Annotated in this window: 15 protein-coding genes; 11 read left to right on the top strand and 4 right to left on the bottom strand. The window is 71.8% G+C overall.

All coding sequences use genetic code 11. The features are described from left to right. The 3 genes from ACP4J3_RS48600 to ACP4J3_RS48590 all read left to right on the top strand — a co-directional run. A partial coding sequence (locus ACP4J3_RS48600; protein ID WP_426544327.1) for a phosphopantetheine-binding protein occupies window positions 1–841 on the top strand: 841 nt, incomplete at its 5' end. 46 nt (window positions 842–887) lie between these two features. Beyond that, window positions 888–5537 (top strand): type I polyketide synthase, encoded by a 4650-nt coding sequence (locus ACP4J3_RS48595; RefSeq protein WP_426544325.1) that lies wholly within the window; start codon window positions 888–890, stop codon window positions 5535–5537. A 15-nt stretch (window positions 5538–5552) separates the two neighbouring features. Continuing rightward, window positions 5553–7076: an FAD-dependent monooxygenase gene (locus tag ACP4J3_RS48590; protein WP_426544323.1), complete on the top strand. Its 1524-nt coding sequence runs from the start codon at window positions 5553–5555 to the stop codon at window positions 7074–7076. 140 nt (window positions 7077–7216) lie between these two features. Here ACP4J3_RS48590 and ACP4J3_RS48585 read toward each other — a convergent pair whose 3' ends face one another. Beyond that, window positions 7217–7807, bottom strand: a complete 591-nt coding sequence (locus ACP4J3_RS48585; RefSeq protein ID WP_426544321.1) for an allene oxide cyclase barrel-like domain-containing protein — start codon at window positions 7805–7807, stop codon at window positions 7217–7219. 227 nt (window positions 7808–8034) lie between these two features. Here ACP4J3_RS48585 and ACP4J3_RS48580 point away from each other — a divergent pair, with 227 nt between their 5' ends. From ACP4J3_RS48580 to ACP4J3_RS48560, 5 genes are read left to right on the top strand one after another with little or no spacing between them, the layout of a single operon-like run. After that, window positions 8035–9066 carry a 3-oxoacyl-ACP synthase III family protein gene (locus ACP4J3_RS48580; protein ID WP_426544319.1) on the top strand — a complete coding sequence of 344 codons (1032 nt, stop codon included), beginning with the start codon at window positions 8035–8037 and terminating at the stop codon, window positions 9064–9066. A gap of 6 nt (window positions 9067–9072) precedes the next feature. Then, window positions 9073–11001, top strand: a complete 1929-nt coding sequence (locus ACP4J3_RS48575) for an HAD-IIIC family phosphatase (protein WP_426544317.1) — start codon at window positions 9073–9075, stop codon at window positions 10999–11001. A 5-nt stretch (window positions 11002–11006) separates the two neighbouring features. Continuing rightward, on the top strand, window positions 11007–11225 hold the full coding sequence (locus tag ACP4J3_RS48570; protein ID WP_426544329.1) for a phosphopantetheine-binding protein: 219 nt from the start codon (window positions 11007–11009) through the stop codon (window positions 11223–11225). Then, the gene (locus ACP4J3_RS48565) at window positions 11222–12052 is read left to right on the top strand and encodes a 2-oxo acid dehydrogenase subunit E2 (protein WP_426544315.1); all 831 of its coding nucleotides are present in this window, start codon (window positions 11222–11224) and stop codon (window positions 12050–12052) included. The genes ACP4J3_RS48570 and ACP4J3_RS48565 overlap by 4 nt, the downstream gene beginning before the upstream one ends. Next, window positions 12049–13137 carry an alpha/beta fold hydrolase gene (locus ACP4J3_RS48560; RefSeq protein ID WP_426544313.1) on the top strand — a complete coding sequence of 363 codons (1089 nt, stop codon included), beginning with the start codon at window positions 12049–12051 and terminating at the stop codon, window positions 13135–13137. The genes ACP4J3_RS48565 and ACP4J3_RS48560 overlap by 4 nt, the downstream gene beginning before the upstream one ends. Before the next feature lie 123 nt (window positions 13138–13260). On the opposite strand, the gene ACP4J3_RS48555 is transcribed toward ACP4J3_RS48560, so the two are convergent. The 3 genes from ACP4J3_RS48555 to ACP4J3_RS48545 form a co-directional block, all read right to left on the bottom strand. Continuing rightward, entirely contained in the window at window positions 13261–14031 is a 771-nt protein-coding gene (locus tag ACP4J3_RS48555) for an AfsR/SARP family transcriptional regulator (protein WP_426544311.1), read from the bottom strand. Beyond that, the gene (locus ACP4J3_RS48550) at window positions 14028–14783 is read right to left on the bottom strand and encodes a thioesterase II family protein (protein WP_426544309.1); all 756 of its coding nucleotides are present in this window, start codon (window positions 14781–14783) and stop codon (window positions 14028–14030) included. Before ACP4J3_RS48550 ends, ACP4J3_RS48555 begins: the two co-directional genes overlap by 4 nt. Window positions 14784–15004: 221 nt before the next feature. Then, window positions 15005–17794, bottom strand: a complete 2790-nt coding sequence (locus tag ACP4J3_RS48545) for an AAA family ATPase (RefSeq protein WP_426544307.1) — start codon at window positions 17792–17794, stop codon at window positions 15005–15007. Between the two features lie 352 nt (window positions 17795–18146). Here ACP4J3_RS48545 and ACP4J3_RS48540 point away from each other — a divergent pair, with 352 nt between their 5' ends. Genes ACP4J3_RS48540 through ACP4J3_RS48530 form a run of 3 tightly spaced genes read left to right on the top strand, consistent with a single transcriptional unit; the run spans window position 18147 to window position 19706 of the window. After that, window positions 18147–18302, top strand: coding sequence for a hypothetical protein (locus ACP4J3_RS48540; protein WP_426544305.1), 156 nt, complete (start codon window positions 18147–18149; stop codon window positions 18300–18302). 52 nt (window positions 18303–18354) lie between these two features. Further along, complete coding sequence (locus tag ACP4J3_RS48535; RefSeq protein WP_426544303.1) at window positions 18355–19044, top strand: VC0807 family protein; 690 nt, start codon at window positions 18355–18357, stop codon at window positions 19042–19044. 56 nt (window positions 19045–19100) lie between these two features. Beyond that, complete coding sequence (locus tag ACP4J3_RS48530) at window positions 19101–19706, top strand: response regulator transcription factor (RefSeq protein ID WP_426544301.1); 606 nt, start codon at window positions 19101–19103, stop codon at window positions 19704–19706. Window positions 19707–19821: the final 115 nt, after the last annotated feature.

Raw genomic sequence — 19821 nt, 5'->3', positions numbered from 1 at the left:
CCTCGACGCCCTCGCCGTACACCGTCGCGCGCACGGCCTGCCCGCCACCTCCCTCGCCTGGGGACTGTGGGAACAGGGCACGGGGATGACGGGTCAGCTGGCCGGGACGGACAACGCCCGGATGAGCCGCGGGGGTCTGGTGCCGCTGCCGACGGACGACGGGCTCGCACTGCTCGACGCCGCGCTCGCGGACGACCGGCCGGTGCTGCTGCCCGCCCGGTTCGCCACGACCGCCCTGTACGCCCAGGCCGGTGCCGGGCTGCTGCCCGCGGTGCTGCGCGGACTGGTGCGCACCCCGCCCCGCCGGGCGGCTGCCGAGGGGCCGTCGCTGGCGCAGCGGCTCGGCGGGGTGAGCGAGGCCGAGCAGCATCGCGTGGTGCTGGACGCGATTCGCGGGCAGATCGCCGCGGTGCTCGGTCACGGCTCGGTCGCCGGGGTCGAACCGCGGCGGGCGTTCAGGGAGATGGGATTCGACTCGCTGATGGCCGTCGAGCTGCGCAACCGGCTGAACGCGGTCAGCGGCCTGCGGCTGCCCGCCACGCTGGTCTTCGACCATCCGACCGCCGACTCCCTGGCCGCGTACATCCGTTCCGAGATCGCGCCCCGGGAGGTGTCCGGCTCCGAGGCGGTGCTCGCCGAACTGGACCGGCTGGAGCGGACGCTCGCGGCACTCACGCCCGACGAGGAAGGGAACGAGGCGATCGCCCGTCGGCTGCGGTCGCTCACGACGCGGTGGGACGAGGACCGGAAGACCCCGGACCCGGATGTCCGGGAGCAGATCGAGGCGGCCTCGGCCGAGGAGATCTTCGACTTCATCGACCGTGAACTGAGGCACACCTGACCGGCCGCCCACCACACCGGCGTACCGGACCGAGGACCGAGGGGACATGACGAACGAACAGAAGCTCGTTGACTACCTCAAGTGGGTGACGGCGGATCTGCACGAGACGCGCAGGCTGCTCGACGAGGCCCGCTCGGGTCGGCAGGAGCCGATCGCGATCGTGGGCATGGGCTGCCGTTATCCGGGCGGGGTGCGCGGCCCGGAGGACCTGTGGCGGCTCGTGTCCGAGGGCCGGGACGTGATCTCGGCCTTTCCCGGCGACCGGGGCTGGAACCTGGACGGGCTGTACGACCCCGATCCCGGGCGTCTGGGCACGTCGTACGCGCGGGAGGGCGGCTTCCTGTACGACGCGGGCCATTTCGACGCCGAGTTCTTCGGGATCAGCCCGCGAGAGGCCCTGGCCATGGACCCGCAGCAGCGGCTGCTGCTGGAGGTCTCCTGGGAGGCATTGGAGCGGGCCGGCATCGACGCGTCCACGCTGCGCGGCTCGGCCACGGGCGTGTACTGCGGGGTGATGTACGGCGACTACGGTGCACGTCTGCTGAGCACCGGGGCGGGCGAGTACGAGGGGCTGGTGGGCAACGGCAGTGCGGGCAGCGTGGCCTCGGGCCGGGTGGCGTACACACTGGGCCTGGAGGGGCCCGCGGTCACCGTCGACACGGCGTGCTCGTCGTCGCTGGTCACCCTGCATCTCGCGGCGCGGGCGCTGCGCAGCGGTGAGTGCGATCTGGCCCTCGCGGGCGGTGTCACCGTGATGGCGACGCCCGCGGTGTTCGTGGAGTTCAGCCGGCAGCGCGGCATGGCGCCGGACGGGCGGTGCAAGTCCTTCTCGGCCGACGCGGACGGGGCGGGCTGGGCGGAGGGGGTCGGTGTTCTCGCCCTGGAACGGCTCTCGGACGCACAGCGCAACGGCCACCCGGTGCTGGCGGTCGTCCGGGGCTCGGCGGTCAACCAGGACGGTGCCAGCAACGGGCTCACCGCACCCAACGGCCCCTCGCAGCAGAGGCTGATCCAGCAGGCGCTGGAGGCCGCCGGGCTGACGCCCGCCGACATCGACGTGGTGGAGGCGCACGGCACGGGCACGGCCCTCGGCGACCCGATCGAGGCCCAGGCACTGCTCGCCACCTACGGACAACAGCGGCCTGCCGAGCGGCCGTTGTGGCTGGGCTCGGTGAAGTCCAACATCGGCCACACCCAGGCCGCCGCCGGCGTCGCCGGAGTCATCAAGATGGTCCAGGCCATGCGCCACGGTGTCCTGCCGAAGACCCTGCACGCCGAGCGGCCGTCACCGCACGTCGACTGGAGCGCCGGTGCCGTGTCCCTGCTGACCGACGCCCGCCCCTGGCCCGACTCCGGCCGCCCCCGCCGCGCCGCGGTCTCCTCCTTCGGCATCAGCGGCACCAACGCCCACGCGATCCTCGAGGCCGCCCCACCCGCCGCGGCGGAAGAGGGCGTGAACAGGACGGCCTCGACGGCCGGCGGCGAGCAACCGGCAACCCCCGTGGGCCGCTCCGGTGCGGCCACCGGTGGACCCGTGCCCTGGGTGCTGTCCGCCGTCAGTGAGTCGGCGTTGCGGGCGCAGGCGGTGCGGTTGCGGTCGTTCGTCGCGGCGCAGCCGGAGCTTTCGGTGGCCGACGTGGGCTGCTCGCTGGCCACCACCCGGGCGGCGCTGGCCAGCCGGGCCGTGGTCGTCGCCGACGGTCGCGAGGAGTTCCTGCGGCGGCTGGAGTTCCTGGCGCAGGGCGAGCCGGCCGGAAACGTCGTGCGGGGCACCGCGGTCGAGGGCCGGCTCGCCTTCCTCTTCTCGGGGCAGGGCTCGCAGCGCCTCGGTATGGGGCGGGAGTTGTACGCCTCGTACCGCGTCTTCGCGCGGGCTCTGGACGAGGTCTGCGAGCTGATGGGCCGTCACCTGCCCGGCCCGCTGTGGGAGGTGATGTGGGCAGCGCACGGCACCCGGGAGGCCGGCCTGCTGGACCGGACGGCCTGGGCTCAGCCCGCCCTGTTCGCCGTCGAGACCGCCCTCTTCCGGCTGCTGGAGCACTACGGGCTGCGGCCGGACCTCGTCATGGGCCACTCCGTGGGCGAACTCGCCGCCGCCCAGGTGGCCGGCGTCTTCACACTGGAGGACGCCTGCACCCTGGTCGCCGCCCGCGGCCGGCTGATGGAGGAGCTGCCTCCGGGCGGCGCCATGGTCTCCGTACAGGCCACCGAGGAGGAGGTCGTGGCGGCCATCGGCGAGGCCGCACCGCGGGTTGCCGTCGCGGCCGTCAACGGCCCGGCCTCCACCGTCCTGTCCGGCGACGAGGACGAAGTGGAGCGGATCGCCGCCGACTTCGCGCGCCACGGACGCAAGACCAGGCGGCTCCGGGTGAGCCACGCCTTCCACTCCCCGCGGATGGAACCCATGCTGCAGGAGTTCGCGACCGTCGCCGCGCGCCTGTCCTACGGCGCCCCCCGCATCACCGTCGTGTCGAACCTCACCGGCCGGATCGCCACCGAGGCCGAGATCCGCGACCCGCGTTACTGGGTCGCCCACGTCCGTCGCGCCGTGCGCTTCGCCGACGGTGTCGCCGCCCTCCGGGAGGAAGGGGTGAGCACCTGCCTCGAACTGGGCCCGGACGCCGTACTGGCCCCGATGGCAGGCGCCTGCCTGCCCGACGGCCCGGTCCCCGTACCGGCCTTGCGGGCACGCCGGCCGGAGACGCAGACACTGCTCGCCGCCCTGGGCCACGCCCATGCACAGGGCGTCCACGTGGACTGGGCGCGGTTCTTCGACGAGCGCGGTGCCCGACGGGTCGGACTGCCGACGTACGGGTTCCAGCACCGGCGTTACTGGCTGGACGTCCCGGACACCGGCCCGGTCACGGGTCCCGGGGACCCGGCGGAGCACACATTCTGGGCAGCCGTGGAGCAGCAGGACCTGCCGGAACTGGCCGCCGCGCTGCACCTGGCCGAGGACGGTCGCAGGGCCCTGGAGACAGTGCTGCCGGCGCTGTCGTCCTGGCGTCGGCGCGGCAAGGTCCACTACCGGGCGGCGTGGGAGCCCGTGCCGGAGCCCGCCACTGCGCCGCGCGGGGGCACCTGGCTGCTGGTCGGGGACGAGCCGGACGCCACGCTGACCGAGGCGCTGATCGCAATGGGCGTCCAAGCCGTCACGGTCCCGGTGGCCGGGACCGACGACGACGGCGAGTTCTCCCGCAGGCTGCGCGAGCACCTCCCCGACCCGTCCGCCGTGCACGGGGTGCTGTCGCTGCCCGCTCCCGCGGACTCGGATGTCGGCGTCGCGGCCGCGCTGCGGCTGGTGCGTGCGCTCGCTGAGACGGGCGTACGGGCGCCGCTGTGGATCGCGACGCGCTCCGGCCGGTCCGTGACACCGCTGGATCCCCCGGACGACGTACGGCAGTGCGCGCTGTGGGGGCTCGGGCAGGCGCTGGCCGCGGACAACCCCAAACTCCGCGTCGCCCTGATCGACCTGCCGCCCGCCCTGGACCAGGACGCGGCACGGCGGCTGGGTGCGGCGCTGACGACCGAGGGCGGCGAGCGCGAACTCGCGCTGCGGCCTCAGGGGTTGTTCGCACGGCGGCTGGTGCCGGCCGCGCCCGGCCGCGCGCCCGAGGGCACCGGCGCGCCGTGGCGGCCGCGGGGAACCGTGCTGGTCACGGGTGCCGTGACCGCGCTCGGCGAGCACCTCGCCGGGCGGCTCGCCGGACACGACGACACACAGCTGCTGCTGGCCGTCGCACCGCGGGACGCCGACGCCGCGGCGCTCGCGCGGCTGCGGGAGGACTTCGGCGACCGGGTCACCACCGTCGAGTACGACCCCTGCGACCGCGGCGCCGTGGCGGATCTGCTCGCCCTCGTGCCCGAGGACCGCCCGCTCGCGGCGGTCGTGCACCTCGCCCGGCCCGTGGCACCGTGCCCGGATCCGCTGACCGCCGAACGGATCGAGGAAGGCCTCCGGGAGGCGGCTGCCGCCGGTTGGCTGGACGAGCTGACCAGGACGCCCGACGCGCCCCCGTTGGTGCTGGTCTCCTCGATCGCAGGGGCTTTCGGCATCCCCGGTTTCGGCCACGCGTCCCCGGGTCACACCGCGCTCGACGCGGTCGCCGCCCGGCGCCGGGCGGCAGGTGCACCGGCGCTGTCCCTGCTGGTGGTGCCCTGGGAGACGGAGGACCCGGCCGTATCGCGCCCGTCGGGCGTCCGCCCGGTGCCGTCCGAGGCGGCGGCCGCGCTCGTCGACGGTCTCACGGCAGGGCCCGGTGAGTCCCTGCTCGTCGCCGACATCGACTGGGCACGGCTGGTCCCGCAGCTCGGCACCGAGTCGCTGCCCGCACTGCTGCGCGGGGTACCGGCGGCCCGCCGGGTGCTGGGCTCGGCCGGCGCCGCAGCCGACGTGGCCCGGCCGCACCTGGCCGACGTGCCCGAAGAGGAGCGCCTGGATGTACTGCTGGACCTCGTCCGCACGCAGACCGCGGTCGTCCTGGGCCGCACCTCGGCGGAGCCGGTCGGCCCTGACGACGCGTTCGTCGACCTGGGGCTCTCCTCCTTCACCGCCCTGGAGTTGACCACGCGCCTGCGGGCCGCCGGCGTGGCCGTCTCGCCCTCAGCGGCCTTCGACCATCCGACGCCGGCCTCACTCGCGCAGTATCTGCACGCCGAGTTCACCGCAGCGCGCACCGCCGGTTCCGCGAACTGACAAGGGAGTTCTTTCATGCGTACTGCACCGACCGCGCGGACCGCGCCCGATCCTGTGCTCGTCGCGGGCGGCGGACCGGTGGGCCTGATGCTGGCCTGTGAACTGGGCCTGGCGGGCGTCCCGGCCGTCGTCCTGGAACGGCAGGCACAGCCGGACGGGCGCTCGCTGGGCATGGCCGTCAACTCCGCCGTCGTCGAACTCCTCGATCAGCGCGGCCTGATGGAGCCGCTGCGCGCCGACGGCTTCGAACTGCCCCGGGCCCACTTCGCGCACATCCCGGTGGATCCGCTGCGGCTCGCCGGGCAGCACCCCTGCACCTACGTCGTGCCGCACTCCCGGGTCGCCGAGCGGCTGGCGGAGCGGGCAGGGCAGTTGGGCGTGGAGATACGGCGCGGTGCCGAGGTCGTCGGCCTGGAGCAGGACGACAGCAGCGTCGTGGCGCACATACGGTCCGGTGCGGGCGCCGAGGACCGGGTACCCGGTTCGTACCTGGTGGGCTGCGACGGCGCGCGCAGTACGGTGCGCGAGCTGGCGGGCGTCGGCTTTCCAGGCACCGACGTCGACTTCCACGGGATCACCGGGGACGTGGCGGTCGAGGACGGCGACCCGTGGTTCTCTCTGCTCGGCTTCCACCAGCACGATGCCGGCTTCTTCACGGTCGGCCCGGCAGGACCGGGCCTGCTGCGGGTGGCGACCGGGGAGTTCGGTCTGCGGGCCGACACCGACGCGCCGGTCACGCTCGACGATCTGTTCGCCGCGATGAAACGCATCACCGGCCTGGCTCTCACCACGGGCACGGCCCGCTGGCTGACCCGCTGGTACACGCCCACCCGGCAGGCGGACCGCTACCGCACCGGCCGGGTCTTCCTCGCGGGCGACGCCGCGCACGTCCACTTCCCGCTCGGCGGGCAGGCCCTCAGCACCGGTCTGGAGGACGCGATGAACCTCGGCTGGAAGCTCGCTGCGGCGCTCCACGGCCGGGCCCCGGACGGGCTGCTGGACACCTATCACGACGAGCGGCATCCGGTGGGCGCCCGCGCCTGTCTGACGACCCGGGCCCAGATGGCGCTCATGCACCCGATGGACCAGGTCGGACCGCTGCGGCAGGTCTTCTCCGAACTCGTCGGGTTCGATGAGGTGAACGACTGCCTGGTGAGGATGGTCGGCGGTCTGGACGTGCGCTACCCCGTCACGCCGGAAGCCGCCGGCTGCGCGCCGCATCCGCTGCTCGGGCGCAGGCTGGGCGAGGTCCCCCTGAGGACGGCCGACGGAGAAACCTCGGTGGCACGGCTGCTGAACCCGGGGCGGGGCGTGTTCCTGGACCTGTCCGGGACCGGGGCGTTCGCCGGCGCGGTCGCCGGCTGGGCGGACCGGGTCGACGCGCGGTCCGTGGCGCCGACCGACCGGATCGGCGCGACGGCCCTGCTCCTGAGGCCGGACGGCCGGGTCGGGTGGGCCGTCGACGGCGACGCGCTGGACGCCGTACCGGAAACGGCGCTGCGCACCTGGTTCGGCGCACCGCGGCCCGAAGCGGACTGAGGGGGCCGTCAGGGGACATGGCGGAAGGGCCACGCGGGATCGCGTGGCCCTTCCTGGTGGAGCGCGCCTCCTCCGGGGGCACGGGGCGCGTCTCCTGGGGTTGGCCTCGGACTGTCGGCCGGGAGCCGGTCAGCGGGCGGTCAGCACACGGCGAACGACGTGGTGTAGTGCGGCGGTTTCCGCGTCGGGTCCGCGATCGCGATGGTCAGGTAGCCGGCCTTGCCCGCGTACCGGCCGCTGGTCCCGGCGACCTGGAGGATCTGCGTCATACCGCGCAGCATGGCGGTGGCGTCGATGACCCCGGTGCTCTCGAAACCGCCGTCGTGCAACTCCACTGTGCTGCGGTGGAACTGCCACATGTGCGGGGCCATGCCGAGGACGACCGCGCTGCTGGTCGACGTCCCGATCTCCTTTCCGTCGCGGTCGAAGATGGCGTCCGTGTACTCGATGGTGGAGCCGAGCCGGGTGTCCCCGCCGTCGTTGATCGTCAGCTTGAGGATCTTCTCGGTCAGTCCCTCCACGACGACGCACGCGCCGATCGCGTCCTCGGTCGTGCTCCTCCCCGGCAGATACCGTCCGGCCCGGGTGGCCGCCGCCACCGCCAGGGCCCGGATGTCCACCGGCCCGGGGTCGGGGGTCATCTGCTGGGCCATGGTGCCGGACTCGAGCGCACGCCGGTCGATGGGACCGGAGTCCGTCGTGTCCGTGCCTTCCGGGGTGTGGGCCGTCATTTCAGCTCCCGACATCGTCGCGGTGTCCGTGGGATTTCCCCGTCCACTGTCTGCGGATCCGCTTAAGCGCGGCTAACCCACACCTAACTCCGGCCATGAGGAATTCCCCGGCACCGGGCGGCTCGACGCACCCCGATATCCGCCGGGTGCGGACTAGAAGGGCTTTAGCCGCCTGTCCGAGGATGGGCCGGGACTGGCCGCGACTTGAGGAAGAGGAAAAGGGCAGAATGCACTCTCCCGATATCCACGTCCGCTCGGTCGGAACCGCCCTGCCGGGGCCCGCCATCGACAACGCCACACTGGCCCGGCGATTTCATATGCCGGCGGCCTGGGAACAATGGATCGACGTCTTCGTCGGCACCGGTTCACGCCATTTCGCGCGCGATCTGGACACCGGCGAGGTCCGGTACACGCCCACGGATCTCGGCGAGACGGCCGGCCGGCGCGCACTGGAGGCGTCCGGTCTCGGGCCCGCCGACGTGGACCTCATGGTGCTGGGCACCTCCTCGCCGGAGCGGCTCATGCCGGCCACCGTGAACATGATCGCCGACCGGCTGGGCATCGACGGCATCCCTGCCTACCAGCTCCAGTCCGGGTGCACCGGTGCCTTCCAGGCGCTCGACGTCGCCCATCAGATGCTGCGCAGCGGACGGCACCGTACGGCTCTTGTGCTGGGGACGGAGTCCTGCGCCAAGCATCTCGACCTCGACGTCGACGTCGCCGCCCTGCCGCCCGCGGAGCAGATCAACGGCGTGCTGTTCGGGGACGGCGCGGGCGCTGCGGTGCTCAGCACCAACGCCGGTCCGGACTCCGTCGTCGTACGCGACACGTTCGTACGGCTGGTGGGCCTGAACCGGCCGCCGGGCCAGGTCGTGGAGTGGTTCGGCCGGGCCGACCTCGGCGTCAAGGGGCCGGCGGTGGTGGAGGACTACAAGGAGATCGAGCGCTCCGTACCGCTGCTCGCGGCAGACGCCCTGCGGGAGTTGCTCGAGCACGCCGGCTGGAAGGACGACGAACTCGACTATCTGCTCCCGCCGCAGCTGTCCGGGGTGATGACCGCGCGGATCACCGAGCACCTGGACGCCCCCGGCGCCCAAGAGGTCTCCTGCGTCCGCGAGCTCGGCAACACCGGAAACGCCCTGCCGTTCTTCCAGCTCGAACGCCTCCTGCCCCGCCTCATCACCGGCGACCGGGCGGCGGCTGTCTCCGTGGAGTCGAGCAAGTGGATCACGGCGGGCCTCGCACTGGAAAAGGTCTGATACCGGATGACGACGACACCGCCGGTGAACGTGCCGTCCGTTGCCGAGCCCGGCGGGCTCGACAGCCTGCGCGCACTCCACCGCGGCGACCAGCTGGTCGCCCGCTATCCCGAGGTCCGCGGTCTGCTCACCGATCTGACCGGCGCCGAACTCGTCACGGCCGGACAGCTTCTCGGCCGGCTCGACCCCGACGAGATCGCACGCGTCCACCCCGCACTCCCCCGGCTCTCCGTGGCCGTCACCGGTCACGGCACGCTCGCCCAGCTCGTGGCCCCGCTGACCGCCGAGCTGGCCCGGCACGGGCTGCCGGCCCGCATCCGCGTGTCCGACTTCGACGGGTACGTGTTCGACCTGGGCGACCCGGACAGCGACCTGTACACGGCCCGGCCCGACCTGGTGCTGTGCGTGCTCGACCCGATGGTCGTGTTCGACGAGGTGCCGGTGCCCTGGCGACCGGAGGACGTCGAGCGCGTCGCCGCCGAGAAGTACGCGATGGTCGAGCGACTGGCGACCCGGTTCGACGAGGCGGGCAGCGGCACGCTGGTGCTCAACACGGTGCCGTTGACCCGGCGTTTCGCCGCACAGCTCGTGGACCACGGCTCGCGGGCCCGGCTGGGCGCGGTGTGGCGGGAGTTCAACGCCCGGCTGCTGGGCCTGGCCGACGGCCACGCGCGCGTGGTCGCCGTCGACCTCGACCCGCTGATCGCCGAGGGCGTCGCCGCCGAGGACCTCCGGCTCAGCCTGTACGCCAAGGCCCATCTGTCGCCCGACCTGCTGGCGCGGTATGCGCGCGAGATCGGGCACCTGGCCCGGCACGTGACCGGGCGGACGAAGAAGACCCTGGCCCTGGACCTCGACGGGACACTGTGGGGCGGAGTACTGGGCGAGGACGGACCGGACGGGATCGAGATAGCCGACGGTTACCGTGGCGCCGCCTTCACCGCCTTCCAGAAAACGGTCAAGCAACTCGGCTCCCAGGGCGTCCTGCTCGCGGCGGTGAGCAAGAACGACGTGGAACCGGTCGCCGCCGTCTTCCGTGACCATCCGGCCATGACCCTGCGGGAGGACGACCTCGTCCGGATCGTCGCCGACTGGCGGCCCAAGCACGACAACCTGCGGGACCTCGCCGAGGCGCTCAACCTCGGCGTCGACAGCTTCGTGTTCGCCGATGACAGCCCCTACGAATGCGGGCTGGTACGGCACGCGCTGCCGGACGTGACGGTCGTACCCGTCGGTGCGGAGCCGGCGCTGCACATCCAGGCGCTGCTGAGCGACGGCTGGTTCGACACCCGGGAGCTGACCGCCGAGGACCGCACCCGGGTGGCGAAGTACCGCGACGAACTGGTCCGCAAGGACTTCCTGGACAGCTTCGACTCCCTGGCGGAGTACCTGAGCCGGCTGCAGGTGCGGGTATGCCTGGCCCCCGTTTGCGAGCCGGACGTGCCGCGCGTCGCCCAGCTCACCCAGCGCACCAACCAGTTCAACCTGACCACCGTGCGGCTCCAGCCGGACGACGTGCAGAACCTGATCGCCGATCCGGCGGCGCTCGTACTGGCCGTCCACTCCGCCGACCGCTTCGGCGACAACGGTCTCGTGGGCGCCGTCCTCGGCCACCGCGCCGGCGACGTCCTGCACCTCGACAACTTCCTGCTGAGCTGCCGGGTCTTCTCACGCGGCATCGAACAGGCGTGCCTGCTGGCCGTGCTGCGGCACGCCCGGGACACCGGCGCGGCCCGGGTCGTCGGCGCCTACCGCCCGACGGCGAAGAACCACAAGGTCAAGGACTTCTACCTGCGCAACGGTTTCACACCGGCCGACGACCCGGCCGGGGAACATTCGACGGGCACGGTGGTCTTCCACCACGACCTCGCCGACATCGCCGCGCCGCCGGACCACATCCATCTCACCCAGAGCATCGGGGAGTTCAGCTCGTGAACACCATGGACGACTTTCTCGCGCTGCTGCGCGAGGACATGGGAATACCGCTGACGGCCGAGGACACGGGCCTGCCCCTGGACCAGGTGGCCGGCTGGGACTCGCTGCACCTGCTGTCGCTGCTCACGCTCCTGGAACGACGCACCGGCCGCAGCGTTCCGCTCGCCGACGTCCTGGAGGCCGAGACCCTCAAGGACATCTACCGGCTGGCGGTCGAGGCGTGAGCGGCCCCGTGGAGCAGGCGCGCGTCGCCCGGGAGCGCCGCCACACCCTCCATTTCCTCGACACGATCCGGGAGTTCGCGCCGGTCTTCCTCGACACCGAGGTCGACATGACAGCGGTACGGGCCCACCGCGCCGACGCCGACGCGACGGGATGCCGGTACTCGACCCTGACGTACGTGCTGCACACCGCGGCGCGCGTGCTGGCCGCGCATCCCGAGGCCAACGCCGCCGTCCGCGGCCGACTGCGCCCCCGAGTGGCCAGGTACCCGGGGGCACACGGCAAGATCACCCTGGACAAGACCCTGAACGGGCGGCGCATCGTCCTGTCCGCCGTGCTCCGCGACCTGGAGCGGGCCGGACTCGACGCCATCCAGGGGCAGATCGACCGGCTGCGTTCCGGCGACCCCGCAGAGCTGCCGGAGTTCTCCGGCGCCCGGCTGCTGCACCGCCTGCCGTGGCCGGTGGGCGCGTTGGCCTACCGGGCCGCCGTTCGGCCGCTCGCCCGGCGGGCCGAGGCGATGGGCACGTTCGCGGTCACCTCTCTGGGACACCGTCCGATCGACGGCTTCCACTCCGTGGGCGGTACGACGGTGACGCTGGGCGTCGGACGGACTCAGGACCGGCCCGTGGTACGCGAGGGCCGGGTGGTGGTCGCGCCGGTGCTGAGGCTGAACATGAGCTTCGACCACCGCGTGATCGACGGTGCCGAGGCGGCGGACGTCCTCGCGGAGATCAAGGAGGGTCTGGAGGCGTTCGCGTCCCGCCCGGGCTCCGAGGACCGCCCCACACCGGCGTGGTCGGCCGACACGGCGGGAGGGGGCCGGTGAACGACATCGCCGAACTGAAGGAGTACGTCCGGGTCCACGCCCGCGGGCAGGGCATCAAGGGTTACCGGCAGGTCCTGGACCGGATCCACTGCGACGAGGGCGACGGTCCCGGGTCCTGGGTGGGTGAGTGGTGCCGTGCAGCCGAGCGGCTCACGGGCCGCGGCAACGACCTGGCGAGGAGCAGGCACTACGCGTTGGCTCGCTTCCCGTACGTCGACGGCCCGGCCCGCCGCGAAGCACAGGAGCGCTGCGTCGAGGCCCTCGACCGCTGGCGGACCGGGCAGCGCGGCATCGAGCGCCTCGACGTGGAGCTCGCCCAGGGCCGCGTACGCTGCTGGGCGAGCGGCTTGTCCACGACCGACCCCAAGCCGCTGCTGGTGGTGATGGGCGGCATCGTGACGGTCAAGGAACAGTGGGCGCCGCTCCTTGCCGCCGTCGGACGGATCGGCATGGCCGGGGTGGTCACCGAGATGCCCGGCGTCGGCGAGAACGAACTGCGCTACGGCCCGGACAGCGCCGGCATGCTCTCGGCGCTGCTGGACGCGGTCGCGGACCGGGCGGACGTGACGCGGACGCACGCCATCACGCTGAGCTTCAGCGGCCACATGGCGCTCGGCTGCGCCCTGGACGACCTCCGGATCAGCAGCGTCATCACCGTGGGTGCACCGGTCGGCACGTTCTTCACCGACCTGGACTGGCGGCACCGGCTCCCCCGCATCACCGTCGACACACTGGCCCACCTCACCGGTACCGAGCCCTCCGGGATCGTGGGCGGTCTCGGGAAGTGGGCGCTGACCGGCGAACAGCTGGACCGGCTGGACATCCCAGTCCACTACGTCGCCAGCCTGCGCGACGAGATCATCCCGGCCAGTGACGTCCAGTTGCTGCGAGACCATGTCCGCGCACTGGACCTGGTGGAATTCGACGACGTGCACGGTTCGCCGCGGCATGTACGCGAGACCCAGCTGTGGATCCTCGCGTCGCTGCTACGTGACCGGGACGTGCGCACCATGCAAAGCGCGCTGGTGAGCCTGGCGCTGCGACTGCGCAGGCTCGGCCGCCGCACGGCAGGATCCCGCGCCTGAAAAAACCCCGCGCCCCCGAAGGGGCGCGGGGCTGTATCGATATGCAGCTCCGCTGCGTGGGCGCGACCAGCCACAACAAACCCGCAGCCGACCACCGGCCATCCCGGCACTCACAGCGAGGCGCTAGGCGCTGGTGCGCAGCTCGTACTGGTCGTCGTCCACCAGAATCGCCTGGTGAAGCTCGCGCAGCGCCCGGCAGGGCTCGAGCCCCAGCTCGTCGTTGAGCACGCGCCGCGCCGTCTGGTACACCTGCAGCGCATCGGCCTGGCGCTCAGAGCGGTGCAGCGCCAGCATCAGCTGCCGGTAGAACGTCTCCCGCAGGGGATATTCGGCGATCAGCGGATACAGCCGGCCCACCAGCTCGCGGTGGCGCCCCAGGTGCAGGTGGGCATCGCACAGCATCTCCAGGCACTCCATGCGGGACTCCGTCATCCAGGTCACAAAGCCGTCGATGATGGGGCCGTTGCGCAGGTCGCCGAGGACGGGGCCGTACCACAGGCCCAGTGCCCGCTCCAGGCAGGACGCGGCCTCCTCGTGGCGCTGCTCCTTCATGTGCCGGCGGCCCTGGTTCATCGACTGGAGGAAATCGTGGAAGTCGATTTCGTCGGTGCCCTTCCGCAGCAGATATCCGGGCGACTGGGTGACGAGCGGATTCTCCTTCCGGTCGGGCCGCTGCAGGAACTTGCGGGCCTGGGAGATGTACACGTGGAGTCCGGCGCTGGCCCGGCGCGGCGGGCGGTCCGCCCAGATCTCGGTGATGAGCTGGTCGGGGACGACGACCTGGTCCGAGCAGATGAGCAGGGCGGCGATGACCGTCTCGATCTTGCGGGCGGAGACGGACGAGTACACACCGTCGTCCAGGATGCGCAGCGGTCCGAGTATCTCGTATTTCACGCGCTGCTCCCTTGGGACGAGGTGGTGCGGGGCGCGGCCGACAACGCTGTCGAGACGGTGTCGAGCACTGCGGCGCGGTGGGCGTCGAGGTAGAAGTGACCGCCAGGGAAGGTGCGCAGTTCGAAGGGGCCGGTGGTGTGCGTGGCCCAGTCCGCGGCTTCGGCGGTGGTGACCTGTGGGTCGCCCTCACCGACGAGGGCGGTGACAGGGCAGTCCAGTTCCGGTCCGCCCTCCCATGCGTAGGTCTCGATGGCGCGGTAGTCGTTGCGGGTCACCGGCAGGATGGCGGCGAGCAGTTCCTCGTCCTGGAGGAACAGCTGGTTGGTGCCGCCCACGCTGAGCAGTTCTTCGATGAGCCCGGCGTCGTCGCGCAGATGCACCTCCCCGACCCGACGGTGGGCCGGGGCGCGACGGCCCGAGGCGAACAGCCACCGCGGGGAAACGCCCCCGCCGCGCTTCAGCCGCTGGGCCACCTCGAAAGCGACGACCGCTCCCATGCTGTGCCCGAAGAAGGCGAACGGCCGGTTCTGTTCCCGGGTGACTTCCTCGTGTATTCGGTCGGCGAGTTCGGGGATGTTGTCTATGAGCCGTTCGTGCCGCCTGTCCTGGCGTCCGGGGTACTGGATCGCCCAGACTTCGATCTCAGGCGCGAGCGACCGGGAATACGGAAAGAAAAATCCCGCGGAACCCCCTGCGTGCGGAAAGCAGATCAGCCGTACATTCTCCGGCTGACACCGCTGGAAACATCGCATCCATCGGTTCTCCTCCCTGACGTGTAACACCTTCACATTCCTTCCGATCCGGAACCGTATTGGCTGTGCTCAAGTGCGATCGTAGAAAGTGGAATCATCGGGTCGATACCCCTCGCGCCCCCTAACCGCGCCGTCCCCACCCCTACTCGAACAAGAATCGGATGGCTACATTCCGGTTCGCTTTCAGGGCAGGGGTTTCGTGCACAGCGGGCAGGCCGATATCAGCCCACGGATGCGCTCTTCAGGTCGAGCAGGCCGGCCAGCCTCGACTGCAGGTCCGTTCGCCGGTGCACGTTCAACTTCCGGTACACGCGCGTCAGATGCTGCTCGACGGTGCTCACCGTGATACACAGTTCGCGGCCGATCTCCCGGTTGGTGTGTCCCAGGGCGGCAAGAGAAGCGACCTTGTGCTCCGCGGCGCTGAGTGTCTCGGCGATCGTGCCGGGCACGGTGATGTCGGCCGACCGCCGCGGTGGCGTGGCCTGCAGGGGTATCTTCCCGCCGGTGCGGCGACGCGGTTCGGGAGCCGGGGACACGTCGACGTTGCAGTACCTGGCCTCCAGCTCGGCACGCCGGGCCACGAGGCGGGCCCGGTCCAGTTCGCCGAGGGCCTGGTGGACGCGGCTCAGTTCGGCCAGGGCGCGGGCGAGTTCGAGGCGGTCCTCGGCCTCCTCCAGGACGTGCACCGCCTCCCGCAGCAGCGCCACCGCCTCCCCGGGGCGTCCGCACACCCCTTGGATTCGCAGCGCGACCCCGCGCGCCCTCGCGTCCAACGCGCTGGCTGGACGGGCAAGTTGCTCGACCGCCAGGCGCCGTGCCCGCTCGCGGCGCCCCAACCGCAGCTGTGCCTCCGCGAGATCGGTGCGCCAGGGCACCAGGGCCGGGATGTCCAGGCCTCGCTGACGCGTCAGCGCGCCGCAGAGCTCGAAGTCGTCGATCGCCGCGAACGGCCGGTCGACGGCGAGGAGATGGTGACCGCGGGCCTGCAGGTACCGCATGCCGAAGACGGTGTCGAACATGGCCTCTGGCACCGTGCGGTCCAGCAGCGCCGCGGCCCGCTGGTGGTCGCCCGTCGCCGTGTGCGCCGAGATCAGCGTGGCGAGCGGGAATCCGATCAGCACGCCCCAGCTCTGTGCGTGCATCAGGCTCAGGGCGTCGCCCGCGTATCCCGCCGCGGCCGCCGGCTCCCCCCGCCGCAGGGCGATGTCCGCCCGCACGGCCTTCAGGAGGGCCTGCCAGGAGATGGCGCCCTGCCGCTCCGCGCTGTCCATCAGGGTCCGGTAGCGGCGCAGCGCCTGCGGCCTCTGCCCCGCGTGGTCCAGCACCAGCAGGGCCACTGCACCGACTTCGGGGATCGTGTCGGTGAGCCGGCCCTGCAGGACGTGTTCGGCGCTCTGCATGAGAGCGTCGCTCGGCCCCTGCCGCCACATCGCGGTCAGGCTGGGCGGGGGCACCTGGCCGTCGCCCACGCCGGGGGCCCGACAGGTCCCGGCGAGTGCGTCGATCGGGGTGCCGTAGATCCAGGAGTGGGCCAGCGACAGCTCGGTGGCCAGGCGGCCATGGACGGCGTCGGGGCAGCGGCTGAGCGCGGGCAGCGACTGGACCACTTGCTCCAAATCGCCGTGCCAGAGCAGATGGCGGATGACGGCAGAGGCGATCCGGCCGGACGGCTCGCCGGTCGTCAGCGTCTCGCGGAGCGCGGGCAGATGACGGGCGATGGCGGACGGGTTGACCCGCCAGGCCATCTGCGCAAGCGCGGTCCGGGCGGCCCGACGGTCGGGCTCCTCGCACTGGCTCAGCGCGAGCTCCAGCCCCTTCATGCCGACCTCGGTCTCTTCCGGCGACACCGCCTTCTCGGCCGCCTGCAGCAGGCTGCGCACCGCCCAGGGGCCGGGCACCGTATCGCTGTTGACGACGTGCCGGGCGATGTCGATCGGGTGCCCGCCGGTTTCGTAGAGGAGCTCCGCCGCGCGCGTATGCAGCCGGGCCCTGGTGTGCGTGCCGAGGCTTTCCAGTACGGTCGCGGCGAGTTCGGGGTGCCTGAACCGGCCGGTTTCGGTGAGGCCCGCTGTGTCCAGGACGTCGAGCATCTGCCCGACGATCCCGGTCGTCATGTCCAGCAGTCGACCGATCAGCTTGGGTGTGGCGAGGTCACCCAGTACGGCGAGGCCCTGGCCGACCTGCAGCAGCCGCCGGTCCCACCGGTGGAGGCAGTCCAGGACGGCACGCCGGTACTCCGCGCCGACGAGCGGCGTCTCGCCCTGGTCGCAGCCGTTCGCCGCACGCGCCTTGCAGTCCTCGGCGACCGCGCTCACCAACAGCGGGTTGCCGCCGGTGAGCGGGTAGCAGACGGCGGCGAGCCGGGCGGCGTCACGGGCACCGAGCCGGATGGCGAGCAACTCCCTGACGCCGCCCTCGGTCAGCCGGTTCAGGACGACCCTGCGGTCCGGCCGGCGGCTCACTTCGGCGTGCAGGGAGGTCACGATTTCGCCGGGGTGCACCCATTCACCGAAGAGCAGCATGACCGGCGAGGACTGAATGTGGCGCCGCAGGTGCAGCAGGACGCGCAGCGAGGCGCTGTCCGCGTGATGCACGTCGTCGATGCCGATGACCACGGGCGCCGACTGGGCCAGTTCGAGGAGCAGGGTGCTCAGTCCCTGCAGCACGGCGGCGTCGACCTCGCCCGCCTGGTCTTCGGTCCGGCCGGCGGACCGCGCCGTTTCGGCGTCGATCAGCTCTGCCGCCGCGTCGGCGATGCCGGCCGACAGCCGCGCGCTGTGGAACAGCTGCGACACCACGCCCATGTGCAGGGACCGCTCGGGCTGCGAGCCCGCCGCCGTCAGCAGCACAACTCCGGGGTCGAGCTCGGCGGTCCGGGTGAACTCCTGCAGCAGAGCCGTCTTGCCGGTCGCCAGCCCGCCGCTGACGACGACCAACTGACCCTGTCCGCCGATGCACCGCCCCAGCGATTCATCCAGCGATTCCAGGACGCTACACCTATCCACCAGCATCTTTAATTCCCCCGCGCTGATCGAAACTGCTCTCGGGAAATGATTTGCCTTTGTTTTGCTGTTTTTTTGCGCTTTCCTTCCCTGGCCATCGACGCACCATGCACGGTACGGTCGAAATCCGCCAGGTTGAACGAACTATCCCTCGGACACCATGCCCCACCTGGTCCTGGAGCGTCAACACCCACCTGGATCGCAGGGATCCGGCCGGCACATCTGACAATTGTCATCGCTTAACAGTGACAGTCTTCACTTACCATTCCGCACCGCCACCCGGACACTGGGTGACGAGAACAGCACCTCATGGAAATCCACGGCGAATATACGCCGGAGCGCATTGCGGAAAGGGAATTGAGTGAACACCAGGTTCATCATCGGAATCCTCGTCGGCGTCGGCCTGCTGGTCCTGGGAATCGCCCGCGACACGATCCTGCCGCTGGTGCTCGGCGCCGCGCTGATCGTGCTGTGCGGCGCTCGCCTGGTGACCGTGACCCGGCGAACGGACCGCTGAGCAGGGACCTCGGAGTCCGTCGCACCCCCACCAGACAAGGAACTGCCCAACCATGTCTTCCGAGCACTCCGGCACCTCCTCGCCCGTGGTCCCCGGGTCGCCCGCGGCGCCGATGGGGCGACCCCCCGTGCGTCAGCTCGTTTCGAGCCTCGTCGTCAATCTCGTCGTCCCGGTCGTCGGGTATTTCCTGCTGCGGCCGCACGTCTCCAGCGACACCCTGGCCCTGGGCCTGGTCATGGCCATTCCCGTGGTGCGGACGCTCGCGGTGCTGATGTGGCGCCGCCGGGTGGACCTCATCGGGGTGCTGGCCGCGATCGGGCTGGGACTGGCCGTGGTGATCTCCCTGTTCTCGGGTGGCGGTTCGCTGCCCATCAAGTTCAACGAGGCCATGCTGACCGGTGTCCTGGGGGCGGCCTGTCTGCTCTCGGTCGCGGTGGGCAAGCCGCTGCACATGCTGCTGATGAAACCTCCGGCGGGACAGCCACTGCCGCCGGGGGCGCTGCAGACGTCACGGTTCGTCACGCTGGTCATGGGGGTGACGTTCCTGCTGCATGCGACGGTGCATGTGGTCTTCGCCCTGACGCTGTCCACGGGATCGTTCCTGATCGCCTCCCGGGTGGTCGGCTGGATCGTGATCCTCCTGGGCGGGGGCGTGGTCTACTTGTATGTGCAGGGCAAGAAGAAGCGTCGCGCAGCCGCCGGCAGGGGCGCAGCGGGCAGCACCGCCCCGCCGCGGAGTTGACGCCCGCCCCGGGCTGTGCCCGCCGTCACCCCGACGACGTTCTGGAGCCGCCGACCATGATCCGCCTTCTGCTCGCCGAGGACCAGGGCATGCTGCGCGGGGCTCTCGCCACTCTGCTCGGCCTGGAAGAGGACATCGAGGTCGTCGGAGAGGCGGCGCATGGCGAGGAGGTGTTGGCCGTCGCGCGCAAGACACGGCCCGACATCGCGCTGCTCGACATCGAGATGCCCGGCAAGGACGGCATCACCACCGCGGTCGAGCTGCGCGAAGCGGTGCCGGACTGCCGGATCGTCATCCTCACCACGTTCGGCCGTCCCCAGTACCTGCGCCGTGCACTGGAAGCGGGCGCCTCGGCGTTCCTGGTCAAGGACAGCCCCGCACGCGAACTGGCCGCGGCGATCCGGCGGGTGCTCGCCGGGGAGCAGGTGATCGACCCGGCGCTGGCCGCGGCGGCACTGAGCGCCGGGCCAAACCCGCTCTCACCCCGCGAACACGATGCACTCGCTGCGTCCGCGCAATGTTCCACGATCGGCGACATCGCGCGCCGGCTGAACCTGTCCGAAGGCACCGTCCGCAACTACCTGTCCGCCGCGATCCGCAAGACCTCGGCCCGCAATCGCATCGAGGCCGTGCGGATCGCGGAGCAGCGCGGCTGGCTGTAACCGGAAACGGTGTGGGGGGGGGGGGGGGGGCCCCGGGGGGGGGGGGGCCCCCCCCCCCCCGGGGGGGGCGCCCCCCCCCCCCCCGCCCCCGGCCCCCCCCCCCCCCACACCCCAG

The organism is Streptomyces sp. UG1 (assembly GCF_049974585.1).
Lineage (GTDB): Bacteria > Actinomycetota > Actinomycetes > Streptomycetales > Streptomycetaceae > Streptomyces.
This window is presented reverse-complemented; position numbering and strand designations above follow the sequence as displayed.

Bases quoted from the DNA above. Each gene is read 5' to 3' on its own strand.
- ACP4J3_RS48530 (WP_426544301.1), top strand. From the start codon at position 19,101: ATGATCCGCCTTCTGCTCGCCGAGGACCAGGGCATGCTGCGCGGGGCT.
- ACP4J3_RS48550 (WP_426544309.1), bottom strand. From the start codon at position 14,783: ATGCGATGTTTCCAGCGGTGTCAGCCGGAGAATGTACGGCTGATCTGC.
- ACP4J3_RS48545 (WP_426544307.1), bottom strand. From the start codon at position 17,794: ATGCTGGTGGATAGGTGTAGCGTCCTGGAATCGCTGGATGAATCGCTG.
- ACP4J3_RS48535 (WP_426544303.1), top strand. From the start codon at position 18,355: ATGTCTTCCGAGCACTCCGGCACCTCCTCGCCCGTGGTCCCCGGGTCG.
- ACP4J3_RS48580 (WP_426544319.1), top strand. From the start codon at position 8,035: ATGCACTCTCCCGATATCCACGTCCGCTCGGTCGGAACCGCCCTGCCG.
- ACP4J3_RS48590 (WP_426544323.1), top strand. From the start codon at position 5,553: ATGCGTACTGCACCGACCGCGCGGACCGCGCCCGATCCTGTGCTCGTC.
- ACP4J3_RS48575 (WP_426544317.1), top strand. From the start codon at position 9,073: ATGACGACGACACCGCCGGTGAACGTGCCGTCCGTTGCCGAGCCCGGC.
- ACP4J3_RS48570 (WP_426544329.1), top strand. From the start codon at position 11,007: ATGGACGACTTTCTCGCGCTGCTGCGCGAGGACATGGGAATACCGCTG.
- ACP4J3_RS48585 (WP_426544321.1), bottom strand. From the start codon at position 7,807: ATGACGGCCCACACCCCGGAAGGCACGGACACGACGGACTCCGGTCCC.
- ACP4J3_RS48595 (WP_426544325.1), top strand. From the start codon at position 888: ATGACGAACGAACAGAAGCTCGTTGACTACCTCAAGTGGGTGACGGCG.